Below are 15,713 nucleotides of genomic sequence, written 5' to 3'. Positions count from 1 at the left end.
GTTAGAGACTGCTGGTCAAGTGGCCGCCATCCGCGACGATGACGGCTCCGGTCATGTAGCGCGATGCATCGGAGGCAAGCAGGAGCAAAGGGCCGTCGAGGTCGTCGAGTTGTCCGAGGCGGCGTTGCGGAATGCGGCGGATCAATGCTTCGCCGGCGGGTGTGCGCCAGAACGCCTGATTCAGTTCCGTCTCGATGTAGCCGGGCGCGATCGCATTCACCCGGATGCCATGGCGCGCCCATTCGAGCGCAAGCGACTGAGTCAACTGAACCACGCCCGCCTTCGACACCGCATACGGCAGCACATTGCCCGCCTGTCTGAGCCCGAGAATCGACGCCACGTTGATGACGGATCCCGCGCGGGCCTTCAGCGCGGGCATCAACGCCTGGGCGACGAAGAACATCGCCTTCAGGTTGGTATCGACAACGGTATCCCAATCGGCCTCGCTCTGCTCGATGGCGGGCTTGTCGATGACCACGCCGGCGTTGTTCACGAGCACGTCCAGTGCGCCGATCGACTCGGCCATCTGCTGGCGTGAAGTTGCATCGTTGACGTCGATCTGGATGAAGGATGCGTGGCCGCCTGCTTCCTTCAAGCGCTCGACCCGCTCCGTCAGGACGCCGCCGCGCCGACCGGCGAGAATCACCTCGGCGCCGTGCGCAGCGCAGACCGACGCGAAGTGAGCGCCGAGTCCGCTCGATGCACCGGTGATCAGAACGCGCTTCCCTTGCAGGCCGAATGTCTCCTTCGGGGGCATGAAGTCTCCTAATTGTTCCAACCGATTGTTGGACAATATTAAGGAACAAAATCGTTTTGTTCAACTGCTATGATCCGCCGATGAACGCAAAAACCCCCACCCGCTCCGCGTCTGATGACGACGCGCCGGCCGATGCCGACAAGGGCGCCGCTTCCGACGCGGTGTTCCATGGCATCCTGCGCGGTCTCGAAAGCCAGGCTTTCGTGCCGGGCCAACGTCTGGTGGAAGCCGATCTTTCCGCGCGCTTCGGGGTCAGCAGGAATTCGGTGCGCGAGGGTCTGCAACGGCTGGTGGCCGAGGGCGTCATCGAATTGTTGAAGCACAAGGGTGCGGTGATTCGCACGCTCGACGTGCAGGACACGATGGACGTTCTCGACGTCGCTGAACTGATGACGGGTCTTCTTGCACGCGGCGCTGCCCGGAATCACGCCGATGCGCCGCTGGCCAGCAAGGTGCGTCAAAGCCTGCGCGAACTCGCCCGCGCCGACGACGCACGCGACACCCTCGCCTTTACCCTCGCGCGACGGCAGTTTTATCGGGCGCTGCTGGATCTGTCGCGCAATCGCGAACTGAAGCGCCTCTTCCCGACGATTCATATGCCGATCGTGTACGCGCAGCATCGCTTGCCTTCGTTGCAGCAGATCAGGTTGCGCGACTACAAACGCATTGCAAGCGCGGTGCTTGCGGGCAAGGAAGATGAGGCCGAAGCGCTGGCGCGCGAACACGTTCAGACGGTGCGTGCGTGCATTCGGGAGAATTACGCGCGGTTGAGTGATGTCGGGTGATTCACGCGATTAATCTTTGCAAAGTGACTTCATGTCGCTCTTAAATGGGTCTTTAAAAAGCGTGGCAGCTTTCTAAGAATGTGCCGGACTGACGCGGGTTGACCGAAGCAGCATGCGCACCTAGAATTCCCGCCAAGCACATGAGTTTCTTTTTTAGAAACGAGAGTTTCCCACATTCGAGGCCGATGGAATCTGATGGCGGAGTCGAGATAATCACGCCAAAAATGCCGCCGAGCTGCCGAGCTGCCGAGCTGCCGAGCTGCCGAGCTGCCGCGCGACGTGTGGCACAGGCATCGGATTCAATTCGCCCGCACTGTTTCTGCACTATGCCTCCCATTACCGAAGACGATTCCAGTTCTCCCGCCGCGATGAAATCGCTGCGCTCCGCATTGCGCGTGCTGATGGAATTCACGAGCGGAAGCGCCAGCTATACCGTCACTGAACTGGCTGCGCAAACCGGCTTGAGCAAGAGTCATATATCGAAGATTGCCGCCGCGCTGGCCGATGCCCGACTTATCCGGCAGGACCCGTCGTCGCAGGCTTATTCCGTGGCGGTGCGCTCGTTTATTCTCGGTTCGCAGTTTTTCAACCAGGACGAGTTGTGCAGCCACGCATTGCCCCTACTGCGCGATCTCACAGAACGCACCGGTCACAGCACGCGGCTTTCAGCACTCGACGGCGACCGCGCCGCCTATCTGATCGGCATCAATGGTCCGCTGTTCACGGACTCGCCGTGGAAGATCGGCACCTACATGCCGATTCATTCCACGTCCGCCGGCCGCATCCTGCTGGCCTTCATGGACGAGCAGGACATGCTCGCGATCATCCATCAGCCGTTGCGCAAGGTCACGCCGGCGACGGTCGTGGATCCGTCCGCGCTGGTGAAGCTGCTGCACACCGTGCGCGACAAGGGCTTTTCCGTTTCGCGCGATGAGAACACCCTCGGTCTGGCGGCTATCAGCGTGCCGGTCTTCGATGAACATCGCGTGGTGATCGGCGCGTTGAGCATTGCCTTCCCCAGCCATACCGTCGCGAAGAAAGAAGAAGCTGAATTGCTGATTCCGCTGCAACGCACGGCGCGAACGCTCTCCCAACGCATGGGCTGTCCCGTGTATCCCTACGGCGGCGCGCGCTGAGGCGCGACTGATCCGCTCGACTCACGGCCGCTCGCCGGCCGTCTGATCCCCTTCTATAGCTGGTTTCCTCGACAGTCCCGGGCGCGCATGCGGCCCGGACTTCCTGCCGCACGCCCTCTCTTTCACGCTGCATGACCACGCGACCAACTTGCGCGCGCACGTCGCGGCGTCGCGCATTCAGGCAAACCCTCGTTGCGTCGCGAAAAAATAAAGCTAATATAACTCCGTGTTTCCGTATGGAACACAAGGTGTTCCAAAAATTCACTCAGACAAGGACGCTTCGTGAATCAATCCGAGATCGATCAGGCCATCGCGCGCGGCAAGGCGCACTTCCAGGAAACGCTGGGCAATCTGCCCGAACCCATCCGCGCGATGATGGAGCATTGCCCGCAGCACTGGCCGGGCTATCTGCTGTTCCGCGAAGGCGTCTACGGCGACCACACCGCGCAAGGCGGCCTGGACCTGAAGACCAAGGAACTGCTCTATACGGTGCTGGACATCGTCACCGGCAATCTCGAAGGCGCCATCAATCACGGCAATGCCGCGGCCAAGGCCGGCATGAGCAGCCGCGAACTGGCCGAAGCCTGCATGCAGGTCATGCACGTGTGCGGCGTCACCACCTGGGGCAAGACCGGCTACAAGGTCGTCGATCACATCGCTTCACTCGAACGCGATCGCGCCACGCGGTGACTATCCGGCGAAACGGCTCAGCCGCTACGTCAACCGCCTGATCCATGCACTGCAGCGAGGCCGACCGCTCCCGGGTCTGTCGGCCTTGCACGCCGGACCGGCGCCGGATTCATCGACATCGCCGCACATCGCATTGCCGTCCTGCCGTCGCCATCGAACGGCGGAACAACCGGGAATAACCGGGGAATAACCAGGAAGAAGCGCGAGACGGCACGGGAACTAACGTGTTTTCACGAACCTGTCTGTTAGCAATTCGAAATATCAATCGGAGACGAAGGTGAAGCAGATGAAGAACGGCAAAGCCGTGGCGGCCGCTTTCGCGGGCCTGGCACTCGGCGCAGCGAGCCCGGTCGCGCGAGCGCAGAGCAGCGTGACCTTATATGGCGTGATCGATACGGCCATCGACATATCCAACCAGGGCCACGGCACGCTGGTCCGTGAAACCAGTGGCGCCATGCAGGGCTCGCGCTGGGGCTTCATCGGCAAGGAGGATCTCGGCGGCGGCTATCAGGCCATCTTCACGCTGGAGAACGGCTTCAACGCGAACACCGGCACCGCCGGACAGGGCGGCCTGCTGTTCGGACGCCAGGCGTTCGTCGGCTTCACCGGACCGCAAGGCACGCTGACCTTCGGCCGGCAGTATTCGCCCGAGTTCTGGGCCTTCACCTACAACGACGCCTTCCTAGGCGGTCTGCAAGGCGGCTTGTCGGACTTCTACCGGACGCTGCCCGACGGATCGCAGAAGAACATGATGAACGCGTATGCGTCGAACGGGCGGACCAACAATTCCGTCGTCTACAAGACGCCCAATCTGTATGGCTTCACGGTGACCGCCATGTACGCCTTCGGCGGCGTTCCCGGAAGCATCAAGGACGGCCAGACCGTGTCGGGCTGGGTCAACTACACGCTCGGCGGCTTCGCGTTCAACGGCGCGTACCTGCGTACCATCACCACCAACGGCGCGGGCGACCTGATCGCCTGGACCGCGGGCGGCACCTACACGATCGGACCGGCGCAGATATTCCTGGCCTACAGCAAGGACACCGACACCACCGCCAACACGCCCGCCCTCACAGGCCCCAAGGTGCAGTTCTCGCTCGTGAACCTCGGCCTCCGCTATCAGATCACGCCGGCGCTGACGGCGATGGCGCAGGTCGTGCACGTCATCAACACGTCGGATGGACTCTCCGCGTCCCAGAACGCCTACATCGAAGCCATCGGACTGCAATACGCGCTGTCGAAACGCACGGCGGTGTTCGCGTCGTACGGGCAGGTGCAGAACAAGAACGGCTCGACCTACTCACTCGGCGGCGCGGTGTACCTGGCCGGCGTGGCCACGCCGAATTCGGTGGGACGCACGTTTCAGCTCGGCATGCGCACGTCGTTCTGATCAAGCCGAAGCTAATGGACTTCCCTAGGAGACAACTATTAAGCGAACGCGCCAAAATAATTCCTGTGAGGCACATGCGTTTCCATGATGGAAACGATGGGACGAAGTTCGGGCGTCTGGCAAGAATATCGCCTTCCGACAACCCGGCCACGCTGGTCTGCTATCTATTCCGCTACGGACACCCAATTGCAAGCTACACAACCTCACGCGCGTCTCGCCGCGCAACGCTGTACGACGAGAGCCGCCGCAACTTCGCTGTGCTCTTCCTGGAGCCATGTCATCGACAGCCTTGGCGCAAGCGCATCGCGCGCGCTGCTGGACGTCGCGCTCCTGACCGCGCTCGGCGGCGCGGCGCCTGCACACGCTTTCCAGTCCGAAGGCACGGTGCGCATCGGCTCGATGGAAGCGCAAACCGGCATCCCGGCGGCGTACGGCATCCAGGCGCTGGTTGGCTCGCAGATCGCCATCGACGAAATCAATGCGGCCGGAGGCGTGAAGGTGGACGGCCGCATGGTCAAGCTCGCGCTCACGCCGGCGCCGAACGGCTATGACCCGGGCGGCGACTCCGCCGCGACCATCGCGCTGATGAAGAAGCTGGTCGCCGACGATCGCGTACTCGCCATCAAGGGCACGTCGAAGTCGGCGAACACCGAAGCCGCCTTCAACTACCTGAAGGAACTGGAAAAGCAAGGCACGCCGGTGGTGCTGCTGTCGTCGGCTTCCGCGAGTCCGGGGCTGGGCAAGATCTCCAGCTGGGGCTTTCGCAATTCGTTCTTCGAGTCCGACCTGATCCAGAGCGAGACGAAGCTGCTGCACGACAAGTTCGGCTACAAGACCGCCGCGATCTTCGTGGCCAAGGACAACGCCGCCAATGCGCTGACCGCGCAGAGCGTCCTGCGTCCGGCGCTGGAAAAGGCCGGCTTCAAGATCGTCGCCGAGACGGCGGGCCTCGAGAATGACAGCGACCTGTCCGCGCAGATCGAGGCGCTCTCGAAAGCACAGCCCGATGTCGTCGCGGTGTCCACGCCGGTGCTCGCGGGCGTCAACCTGATGAAGGAAGCGAAGCGCCGCGGCTTCGCGCCGAAGGTGTGGATCGGCACGATCGGCAACATCGCGCCGGAAGTACCGAGGCTCGGCGGCAAGGCGGTGGAAGACATGCTCGTGGGCAGTTCGTACTCGCCTGACCAGCCGAAGATCGCCGAGCTCGCGCAGACCTACCGCAAGCGCGCGGGCATCGACATCAATCTCTTCGGCGTGAACGGCTACGAGGCCATCTATTTGTTCAAGGCGGCCATCGAGGCGTCGGGCATCAGGAACACGCCGGACACGTTGCAGGACGACCGCAAGAAGTTTCGCGATGCGCTCGCCAAGGTGGACATCGTCAGCATCACCGGCGAGCGCGTCACCTTCGACGCCGAACACGACGCGGTCAAGAAAGGCTACTTGCTGACGATCAGGAACGGCAAGTACCAGATCTGGGACCAGAAGCCCTTCCATTGAACCTACGCGGCCGCGGAAATCGCCATGCATATCCTTGAGTACATCTTGAGCGGGCTGCTGTTCGGGAGCACGTATTCGCTCGTCGCGATCGGCTTCACGATCATCTTCGGCGTGCTGCACCGGCTCAACATTGCCCACGGCGCGACGATCATGGTGTCGGCGTTTGCCGGCGCCACGGTCTCGCTGCTGCTGGGCGGCGACAGCTATGCGGTGCTCGCGCTGTCCTTCGTCGTTTCGGTGGTGACGGGCGCGGTGCTCGGCGTACTCATCGAGCGCGTGATCTTCCGGCCGCTGCGCAACGCCTCCTATCTCGCGCCCTTCGTCGCGACCGTCGGCATCACGATGGCGCTCGAAGAAGCGATGCAGCAGGTCTCACGCCGCGTGCCGATCTTCTATCCGGAGTACACGCCGTATCCGTCGCCGCTGGAAGATCTCTCGTTCCATCTCGGCGAGGTCTATATCCGCGGCGCATACGTGGTGATCTTCGCCGTCTCGCTGATGCTGATGGTCCTGCTGCATCTGTGGGTGACGCGCAGCAGCTCGGGCCGCGCGATGCGCATCGTCGAGGAAAACCCCACGGCCGCGCGTCTGCTCGGCATCAACGTGGAGCGCACCGAGATGGTCGCGTTCGCGGTGGCCTCCGCGCTCGCCGGCGCGGCGGGCTGCCTGATCGGCGTGTCCACCGGCACGATCAACGCCTATATCGGCGCGCCGCTGCTGCTCACGAGCTTCGTGGTGATCGTGATCGGCGGACTCGGCAACCTGTATGGCGCGATGTTCGGCGGCTTGTTCGTCGGCGTCGTGCAGATTCTCACGACGAACCTGCTCTCGGCCTCTTACAAGGAAGCGGTTCTGTTCATCCTGATGTTCATCGTACTCATCGTGCGTCCGCAAGGCCTGTTCGGCGGCGCGGTGGGCCGGCCGGACTGAATCCATGAGCTATCTCGTCACCCTCTTCACCATCGCCGGCCTCAACGCGATCCTCGCGGTCAGCGTCTACATGACGCTGGCGACCGGCCAGTTCTCGCTCGCGCAAGTCGGCTTCTGGGCCATCGGCGCGTACGGCACCGCCGCGCTGACCACGCTCTATGGCTGGGCGCTGCTGCCCGCGCTGCTCGCCTGCGCCGCCGGGTGCTTCGTCATCGGCATCGCGCTCGGCTATCCGTGCCTGCGCGTCAAGGGCATCTATCTGGCGCTCGCGACGCTCGGCTTCTCCGAGTGCGTGCGGGTCTTCTTCCTGAACTTCACGTGGCAGGTGCCGGTGCAAGGCGTGCCGACCGGACCCGCCGCGGCCACCGGTTTTCGCAACGTGGCCGTGCTGACGCAACCGTGGCACGTCGCCGCGTTCCTCGTTGTGCTGATCGTGCTGCTGGTCGCGCTCGAGCGCAGCCGCTACGGCAAGATGCTCGGCGCGATCCAGGAAGACGAAGCCGCCGCGTCCGCGATGGGCATCGACGTGGTCGCCAGCAAGCTGCTCGTGTTCGCGCTGGGCGCGGCAGTCGCGGCGGTCGGCGGAGGCCTGTATGCGTGCTACATGTCGTTTATCACCTCGGGCGACTTCGGCTTCAGCCTGACGATGCTCGCGGTGCTGTATGTGGGCGCGGGCGGTCTCGGCACCTTCTGGGGCCCGGTGTTCGGCGCGGTGCTGCTGACGCTGCTGCCCGAGGTGATCCGCCCGCTGCAGGAGTACCGGATGATCTTCTACGGACTGCTCGTGACGGCCATCGTGCTGGTGCGCCCGCGCGGCCTGATCGATGAAAACGCCGTGCACTGGCTCGGCCGAGTCACGCGCCGCAGGTCCGGTCACGACGAACGCCGCCGTCTGCAAGGAGGGCAATCATGAACACGGCACTCAGTCTGCGCGGCATCGCGAAATCGTTTGGCGGGGTCAAGGCGCTGTCCGGTGTCGATCTCGACGTCGGCGGCAGCGAGATCCTCGGGCTGATCGGCCCGAACGGCTCTGGCAAGACGACGCTGGTCAATGTCATCTCCGGCTTCGTGCGGCCCGACAAGGGCGTTGTCTCGCTCGGCGACGCGCATGCGCTGACCGGACTCCAGCCGCATCGCATCGTCCGGTCCGGCGTCACGCGCACCTTCCAGAATTTGCGCATCTTCAAGCGGCGCACGGTGCTCGACAACGTGCTGCTCGGCCAGACGCCCAAGGTCTCGCTCGGCGAAATCCTCAACCCGCTGCTGACGGCGCAGGTCCGCGCCCGCCGCCGCGACGCCCGCGAGTGGCTGCAGCGCTTCAACCTTGACGAGCGCGCGGAGGCGATTGCCGGAAGCCTGTCGTTCGGCGAGCAGAAGCGGCTGGAGCTGGCGCGCGCGCTGGCCAACGGCCCGCAGGTGCTGCTGCTCGACGAACCCGCCGGTGGCATGAATCCGAGCGAGATCGAGGAACTGAAGGTGCGTCTGCGCGAGGTGCGGGCAAGCGGCGTGGCCATCCTGCTGATCGAACACAACATGAAGCTCGTGATGGAACTGTGCGACCGCATCGCGGTGCTCGCGCACGGCTCGATGATCACCACGGGAACACCCGACGCCGTCCGTCGCGACGAACGCGTCATCCGCTCGTACCTCGGCGAGGAGTAGAACGGCCATGCTCGATGTCTCCAACCTGTCGGTCCGCTACGGCGCGATCGAAGCCCTCAAGGGCGTCACGCTGAACGTGACGCCGGGCGAGATCGTCACCATCATCGGCGCCAATGGCGCGGGCAAGTCCACGCTGCTGCGCGCGCTGTCCGGCCTGATCCGCCCGGCGGCAGGCCGCATTCGCTTCGAAGGAGCGGACCTGTCCGCCGTGCCAGCGCACACCATCGTGCGCAACGGCCTGGTGCACGTGCCGGAAGGCCGCATGGCGCTGGCGAAGCTCTCGGTACTCGAAAACCTGCTCGCCGCGACCGGCATCCGGCGCGACAAGTCCGAAGTCGCCGCCGATGTCGATCGCGTGATGGGCCGCTTCCCGATCCTGCGCGAGCGCGCGAAGCAACTCGCCGGCACGCTGAGCGGCGGTCAGCAGCAGATGCTGGTGATGGCGCGCGCGCTGCTGGCGCGGCCGCGGCTGCTGTTGCTCGACGAACCGTCGCTCGGCCTCGCGCCGGTGATCAGCCAGCAGATTTTCGAACTCGTCTCGGAGATCCGCCGCGAGGGCGTGACCGTGCTTCTGATCGAGCAGAACGCGAAGCGCGCGCTGGCCATCGCCGACCGCGCCTATGTCCTTGAGCTCGGCCGGATCGCGCTCACCGGCGCGGCGGCGGCGGTCGCGTCCGATCCCAGGGTGATCCAGGCTTATCTCGGCGGTTGACCCTTCAACGAAAAGATCCCACATGGAAACCTACGATTACGTCGTTATCGGCGGAGGCACGGCGGGCTGCATCATCGCGAACCGCCTGTCGCAGTCGGGCAAGCATCGCATCCTGATCCTCGAAGCGGGTCCCGACGACCGGAAGCTGTGGACGCGCTTTGTGGTCGGCGTGTCGAAGACCATCACCGATCCCGACGTCAACTGGTGCCTCAAGTCCGAGCCCGAGTCGAACGCGCATGGCCGCCGGCTCGCCGTGCCGCTGGGGCGCGTGCTCGGCGGCTCGTCGGCGATCAACGGCGGCGTGTACGTGCGCGGCAGCCGCGCCGACTACGACCGCTGGGCGCAGAAAGGCTGCGTTGGCTGGTCCTATGCCGACGTGCTGCCCTACTTCAAGCGCGCCGAACGCTTCCAGCGCGGCGCCAGCGAGTATCGCGGCGGCGACGGTCCGCTCGGCGTGTCCGACAACTACGAGAGCGACAAGCTGATCGACGCCTTCATCGCGTCGGCGCAGGCGGTCGGGCATCGCTGCAATCCGGACTTCAATGCGCACTCGCAGGACGGCTTCAACTACTCGCAGACGACGACCTACAAAGGCTGGCGGCACAGCACCGCGCGCGCCTATCTGAAGCCCGTGCAGGGCCGCCGCAACCTGACGGTGATCACCGGGGCGCTCGCCAGCCGGATCGTGTTCGAGAACCGCCGCGCGGTGGCCGTGGAATACCGGCAGGAAGGCGCGTCCGTCACGGTGCGCGCGGCGAAGGAAATCATCCTGTGCGCGGGCGCGATCCACTCGCCGGCGCTGCTGGAGCGCTCGGGCGTCGGTCAGGCGGAGCGGCTCGCGGCGCTCGGCATTCCGCTCGTGCACGACGCCCGCGAGGTCGGCGAGAACCTGCAGGATCACTTCGCCGCCTGGACGCGCTGGCGCGTCAAGGGCCACGCGACGCTGAACCAGCGCACGCGCGGCTGGCGCGCGGTGCTCGAAGCGCTCAAGTTCGCGTTGTTCCGGACCGGCGCGCTGACCTATCCCGCGTGCCCGGCGATGGGCTTTGCGCGCACCCGCGACACCGAGGAACACTGCGACGTGCAGTTGTTCGCGGCGCCGCTGTCGTTCTCCGACCCGGCCACGCGCAAGCTCGATCGCCATCCGGGCATGACGATCTCGGTGATGGGCCTGCGGCCCGCGAGCCGCGGCTCGGTGCATCGCGAGTCCGCTGATCCGGCCGCGTCGCCGGTGGTGCGCTACAACGCCTTCTCGGTCGAGGACGACGCGCGCGTGATCGCCGACGGCATCAGGATCGCCCGCAGCGTAATGCTGGCGGGTCCGCTGCGCGTCTTCGAACCGGTCGAGACGGCGCCGGGCGCGGCAGTGTCGAGCGATGCCGAACTGCTCGACTTCGTGCGCCAGGCCGGCAACACCTGTTATCACCCGTGCGGCACCTGCCGGATGGGCGCGGATGACGACGCCGTCGTCGATCCCCGGCTGCGCGTGAACGGCGTCGAAGGCCTGCGCGTCGCCGACAACTCGATCATGCCGGAGGTCGTCTCCGGCAACACCAACGCCACCGCGATCATGATCGGCGAGAAAGCCTCGGACCTGATCCTCGCGGACGCCTGAACCCGGCAAAGGAGCCGCTGATGATGTACGAGAACTACGAGATGCTGACCTTCAAGCGCGCGGGGCGCGTGCTGCGCGTGACCATCGACAACCCGCCGCGCAACACCATGGTCGGCGCGCTGCATCACGACCTGCACCGGGCCTTCGTCGAGATCAATCACGACGAAGACACCTCGGTCGTGGTGCTGACGGGCAAAGGCGAGGCGTTCTGCGGCGGCATCGACATTCCCGCGCTCGCACGCCGGCTCGAACAGCCGCAGGACTTTTCGCTGATCGCGAGCGCGCCCGAGCTGCTGCACGCGCTCATCGACCTGCGCAAGCCGATCATCGCGCGCCTGAACGGCGATGCGATCGGCGTGGGCGCGACCATCGCGCTGTATTGCGACATCATCATCGCCGCCGATCACGCGGTCATCGCCGATCCGCACGTGCGCACCGGCCTCGTTGCCGGCGACGGCGGCGCGCTGCTGTGGCCGCTGGTGATCGGCTTCGCGCGCGCCAAGGAGTATCTGCTGACGGGCAATCCGATCAGCGCCCCCGACGCCGCCGCGATGGGCCTCATCAACCGCGCGGTGCCGGCGGACCAGCTCGACGAGGCCGTTGACGCGCTCGTGACCCAGATCGCCGAGGGCCCGCCGATGGCCGTGCGCCTCACCAAGCAGGCCGTCAACATGCTGCTCAAGCAGTGGGCCGTACCGTACGCGACGGCGCATATCGGCCTGGAGACCTTCAGCAAGGCGCACGCCGATCACAAGGAAGCGGTCTTCGCGCTGCGCGACAACCGCGCGCCGAAATTCACCGGTCGTTGAGCCGCCATCGAGGAGAACACCTTGACCCAGACGCCACCTGACCATGCGCCCTTCCCGGCGCGCGCATGGTTCCAGCGCTTCGCCGGCCATCTCGAACAGGACGACGACTTTCGCGCGCACGGCCGCTGGCTCACCGCGCGCATCGCATACCGCTGCGACCAGCAGACCGTCGTGATGCAGATTGACCGCGGCATCGTGCTGGATGTGGTCGAAGGCTACAGCGAGTCCGACTACCTGATCTCCGGCACCCGCGAGCAGTGGAACGTGCTGTTCGAAGCGGGCTGGGGCCTGGTCCGGCTTTACCGCACCGGCACGCTGACGGTGCGGGCCGATCCGGTGCGGCTGATGCAGAACTGGAAGGCGCTCTTCTTCATCACGGAGGCCATGCGGCACTTCTCCGGCCACGCCTGAACACGACACTACGGGATCGCACATGCCTTACCTTTATCTCGACGATCTGCGCCTCTACTACGAGGAAGAAGGCGACGGCCAGCCGCTCGTCCTGATCCACGGGGCGAGCCAGGACACGCTGTCATGGCACGACAACATCCGCCACTTCGCTACCCGCTACCGCGTCCTCGCGATCGACCTGCCGGGCCACGGCAAATCCGCACTCGTCGAGCGCCGCCCGACCACGACCACCGCGGAATTCACCGGCGTCGTCTGGCGCTTCATCGAGGCGAAGCAACTGCGCGAGCCGATCATCATCGGGCACTCGCTGGGCGCGGGCGTCGCCATCATGACGTCGATCGAGCATCCCGAAGCGATCAAGGGCGTCGTCGCGGTGTGCGGCGGCGCGGCGTTCCGTGGATCGGCGGGCGTGAGCTATCAGGGCGACCTGCTGCGCAACACGCAGATCAACGCAACCGACTGGCTCGAAACCATCTTCCATTCGGTGCTCGGGCGCACGACCTCGCTCGAACGGCGCCGCGAGATGGCCTTCGACGCGACGCGCTGCTCGCCCTACGTCTCGTACGCCGACCTGCTCACCTACGCGGGCCTCAACCTCTACGAAGCGATGCACAAGGTGCGCCGGCCGGTGCACTGGATCGTCGGCGAGGATGACTGGTCCACGACGCCCGCAATGGCGCGCGCCACCAGCGCGCAGTTCGCCGCTCAAGGCGTGGCTTCGGAGGTGCACGAACTGAAGGGCCTGGGACACATCCCGCACTGGGAACAGCCCGACGCCTTCAACGCGATGCTCGACACCGTGCTCGCCAAGTTCGATGCAGTCGAGCGTTGATCGCGACCTCTCCACACGTTCCGGGCCACGCACATGTCATTCAACTTTGAACCGCTGACCCCGACGAACGCTTTGCGGCGTGCCGCGCTCGTGTTCGGTGATCGCGTGGGCGTCGTGGACGGCGACATCCGCTTCACCTACGCGCAGTTCCTCGAACGCTCGCTGAAGTTCGCGGGCGCGCTGCGGACGCTGGGCGTCGGCGTGGGGGAACGTGTCGGCATGCTGGCCGGCAATACGCACGTGATGCTGGCGGCGCACTACGCGGTGCCGTTTGCCGGCGCGGTGCTGGTGAGTCTCAACACGCGCATCACGCCGGCCGACATGACGTGGATCCTGCGCCACGCCGGCTGCACCGTGCTGATCTACGACGATGACTACGCCGAGGCCGCCGCCCGGGTGGCGCGGGAACTCGGACCGGCGCTCAGGCTGGTGCGGGCCGGCGGCCACGAAGACGAACTCGAGACGCTGATCGCCTTCGCCGCGCCGTTCGACGAACCCGTGCGCGACGAGATGGGCATGCTCGCGATCAACTACACGAGCGGCACGACGGCGCAGCCGAAGGGCGTGATGGTTCACCATCGTGGCGCGGCGTTGCAGGCGCTGGCGATGGCGCTGCACATGCGGCTCGACGCCGACTCGGTCTATCTCTGGACCCTGCCGATGTTTCACTGCAACGGCTGGTGCTTCACCTGGGCCGTGACGATGGTGGGCGGCGTGCACCTGTGCCTGCGCAAGCCGCAAAGCACGGCGATCTGGCGGCATCTGCGCAACTCGGGCGTGACGCACCTGTGCGCCGCGCCGACGGTGCTGACGTCGACCATCTGGGACCCGGAGGCCGCCAACGGTCCCGCGACGCAGCCGGTGCACATCGCCACGGGCGGCGCGCCGCCGACGCCTGCCCTGCTCGAACGACTGGCGGCGCTCGGCTTCGGCATGACGCATCTGTATGGCCTGACGGAGACCTTCGGCCCGGCGTGCATCTGCGAATGGCGCAGCGAATGGAATCCGTTGTCCTTCGAAGCGCAGGCGCGGCTGAAGGCGCGGCAAGGCGTCGGCAATGTGATCTCGAACGAGCCGCGCGTGGTGGATGCCTCGGGCGCCGATGTCGCACCGGACGGCATCGCGCTGGGCGAGATTGCGATTCGCGGTAACAACGTGATGCTCGGCTACTACCGCGACGCCGCCGCGACGCAGGCCGCCAGCCCCGATGGCTGGTTCCGCACCGGTGACCTGGGCGTGCGGCATCCGGATGGTTACATCGAGCTGCGCGACCGTAGCAAGGACATCATCATTTCCGGCGGCGAGAACATCTCGTCGGTGGAGGTGGAGCGCGCGCTGACGTCGCATGGCGATGTGCTGGAAGCGGCGGTCGTCGCCTGTGCAGACGAGAAATGGGGCGAAGTGCCGGTGGCCTTCGTCACCCTGAAGGACGGCGCGACGGCCGGCGAACAGGCGCTGATCGAACACGTGCGTGCGACGCTTGCGCGCTTCAAGGCGCCGAAGCGCGTCATCTTCGATGCGCTGCCGAAGACGGCCACCGGCAAGGTGCAGAAGAACCTGCTGCGCGCCCGGCTCAAAGAACGGCAAGCACCAGAGACCTGATTCAACGCCTGCGCCTCGCGTTGCCCCGCGAAGCGGATACGCGACTCCAACCGTAGCCCAAATTCAGCACTATGCCGCCCATCACTGAAGACGATTCCAACTCTCCTGCCGCCATGAAGTCCCTGCGGTCGGCGCTGCGTGTGCTGATGGAATTCACCAGCGGCAAGCCCAGCTACACCGTCACCGAACTCGCGGCGCAGACCGGCCTGAGCAAGAGCCATATCTCGAAGATCGCAGCCGCACTGGCCGACGCCCAACTGATTCGCCAGGATCCTGCGTCGCAGGCCTTCTCGGTGGCCGTGCGTTCATTCGTGCTCGGCTCGCAATTCTTCAATCAGGATGACTTGTGCGGCCAGGCGCTGCCGCTGCTGCGCGACCTCACGGAGCAGACCGGCCACAGCACGCGCCTCTCGATGCTCGATGGCGACCGCGCCGCGTATCTGATCGGCATCAACGGGCCGCTGTTCACGGACTCGCCGTGGAAGATCGGCACCTATATGCCGATCCACGCGACCTCCGCCGGCCGCGTGCTGCTGGCCTTCATGGCCGACGATGACATGCGCGCGCTGTTGCGCGGGCCGCTCAGGAAGATCACGCAGGAAACGATCGTCGATGCGGAGACCTTGTTCGAGCTGCTGCGCGCCGTGCGCGAGCACGGCTTCTCCGCGTCCCGCGACGAGAACACGGTCGGCCTCGGCGCGGTCAGCGTGCCGGTGTTCGATGCGCATCGGGTGGTGATCGGCGCGCTCAGCATCGCGTTTCCGAGCCACAACGTGGCCCGAAGCGAGGAAGCGGCGCTGCTCGCGCCGCTGCAACGCGCCGCGCGGACGCTGTCGCAGCGGCTGGGCTGCCCGGTGTATCCGTACGGCAGCGCCCGCTGAG

The 15,713-nt window shown here is 65.5% G+C and carries 16 protein-coding genes; 15 read left to right on the top strand and 1 reads right to left on the bottom strand.

What is annotated here, in order from left to right:
- Position 1: 1 nt before the first annotated feature.
- Positions 2–757 (bottom strand): SDR family NAD(P)-dependent oxidoreductase, encoded by a 756-nt coding sequence (locus QCE69_RS25045; protein ID WP_309933564.1) that lies wholly within the window; start codon positions 755–757, stop codon positions 2–4.
- Between the two features lie 80 nt (positions 758–837).
- Between QCE69_RS25045 and QCE69_RS25040 the strand changes: the two genes are divergently transcribed.
- The 15 genes from QCE69_RS25040 (at position 838) to QCE69_RS24970 (ending at position 15,712) form a co-directional block, all read left to right on the top strand.
- The gene (locus QCE69_RS25040; RefSeq protein WP_309933562.1) at positions 838–1,542 is read left to right on the top strand and encodes a GntR family transcriptional regulator; all 705 of its coding nucleotides are present in this window, start codon (positions 838–840) and stop codon (positions 1,540–1,542) included.
- A 98-nt stretch (positions 1,543–1,640) separates the two neighbouring features.
- Positions 1,641–2,678, top strand: a complete 1,038-nt coding sequence (locus QCE69_RS25035) for an IclR family transcriptional regulator (RefSeq protein ID WP_309933561.1) — start codon at positions 1,641–1,643, stop codon at positions 2,676–2,678.
- Between the two features lie 282 nt (positions 2,679–2,960).
- A complete protein-coding gene (locus QCE69_RS25030) occupies positions 2,961–3,368 on the top strand; it encodes a carboxymuconolactone decarboxylase family protein (RefSeq protein WP_309933559.1) in 408 nt (135 codons plus the stop codon).
- A gap of 286 nt (positions 3,369–3,654) precedes the next feature.
- Positions 3,655–4,758 (top strand): porin, encoded by a 1,104-nt coding sequence (locus tag QCE69_RS25025; protein ID WP_309933558.1) that lies wholly within the window; start codon positions 3,655–3,657, stop codon positions 4,756–4,758.
- A 186-nt stretch (positions 4,759–4,944) separates the two neighbouring features.
- Complete coding sequence (locus QCE69_RS25020) at positions 4,945–6,258, top strand: ABC transporter substrate-binding protein (RefSeq protein WP_309933556.1); 1,314 nt, start codon at positions 4,945–4,947, stop codon at positions 6,256–6,258.
- A gap of 24 nt (positions 6,259–6,282) precedes the next feature.
- Positions 6,283–7,188 carry a branched-chain amino acid ABC transporter permease gene (locus QCE69_RS25015; protein WP_309933554.1) on the top strand — a complete coding sequence of 302 codons (906 nt, stop codon included), beginning with the start codon at positions 6,283–6,285 and terminating at the stop codon, positions 7,186–7,188.
- Positions 7,189–7,192: 4 nt separating this feature from the next.
- Positions 7,193–8,101: a branched-chain amino acid ABC transporter permease gene (locus QCE69_RS25010; RefSeq protein ID WP_309933552.1), complete on the top strand. Its 909-nt coding sequence runs from the start codon at positions 7,193–7,195 to the stop codon at positions 8,099–8,101.
- On the top strand, positions 8,098–8,850 hold the full coding sequence (locus tag QCE69_RS25005; RefSeq protein ID WP_309933551.1) for an ABC transporter ATP-binding protein: 753 nt from the start codon (positions 8,098–8,100) through the stop codon (positions 8,848–8,850). Before QCE69_RS25010 ends, QCE69_RS25005 begins: the two co-directional genes overlap by 4 nt.
- Before the next feature lie 7 nt (positions 8,851–8,857).
- The gene (locus QCE69_RS25000) at positions 8,858–9,562 is read left to right on the top strand and encodes an ABC transporter ATP-binding protein (protein WP_309933549.1); all 705 of its coding nucleotides are present in this window, start codon (positions 8,858–8,860) and stop codon (positions 9,560–9,562) included.
- Between the two features lie 22 nt (positions 9,563–9,584).
- Positions 9,585–11,177 (top strand): GMC family oxidoreductase N-terminal domain-containing protein, encoded by a 1,593-nt coding sequence (locus tag QCE69_RS24995; protein WP_309933547.1) that lies wholly within the window; start codon positions 9,585–9,587, stop codon positions 11,175–11,177.
- A 20-nt stretch (positions 11,178–11,197) separates the two neighbouring features.
- Entirely contained in the window at positions 11,198–11,986 is a 789-nt protein-coding gene (locus tag QCE69_RS24990; RefSeq protein ID WP_309933545.1) for an enoyl-CoA hydratase/isomerase family protein, read from the top strand.
- A gap of 21 nt (positions 11,987–12,007) precedes the next feature.
- The gene (locus QCE69_RS24985) at positions 12,008–12,397 is read left to right on the top strand and encodes a hypothetical protein (protein ID WP_309933544.1); all 390 of its coding nucleotides are present in this window, start codon (positions 12,008–12,010) and stop codon (positions 12,395–12,397) included.
- A gap of 22 nt (positions 12,398–12,419) precedes the next feature.
- Positions 12,420–13,229 carry an alpha/beta hydrolase gene (locus QCE69_RS24980; protein WP_309933542.1) on the top strand — a complete coding sequence of 270 codons (810 nt, stop codon included), beginning with the start codon at positions 12,420–12,422 and terminating at the stop codon, positions 13,227–13,229.
- Positions 13,230–13,262: 33 nt separating this feature from the next.
- Positions 13,263–14,831 carry an AMP-binding protein gene (locus tag QCE69_RS24975; protein WP_309933541.1) on the top strand — a complete coding sequence of 523 codons (1,569 nt, stop codon included), beginning with the start codon at positions 13,263–13,265 and terminating at the stop codon, positions 14,829–14,831.
- A 113-nt stretch (positions 14,832–14,944) separates the two neighbouring features.
- Entirely contained in the window at positions 14,945–15,712 is a 768-nt protein-coding gene (locus QCE69_RS24970; RefSeq protein ID WP_309933540.1) for an IclR family transcriptional regulator, read from the top strand.
- The last annotated feature ends 1 nt before the right edge of the window (position 15,713 follow it).

This window comes from Caballeronia sp. LZ032 (assembly GCF_031451315.1).
Classification (GTDB): domain Bacteria; phylum Pseudomonadota; class Gammaproteobacteria; order Burkholderiales; family Burkholderiaceae; genus Caballeronia.
This window is presented reverse-complemented; position numbering and strand designations above follow the sequence as displayed.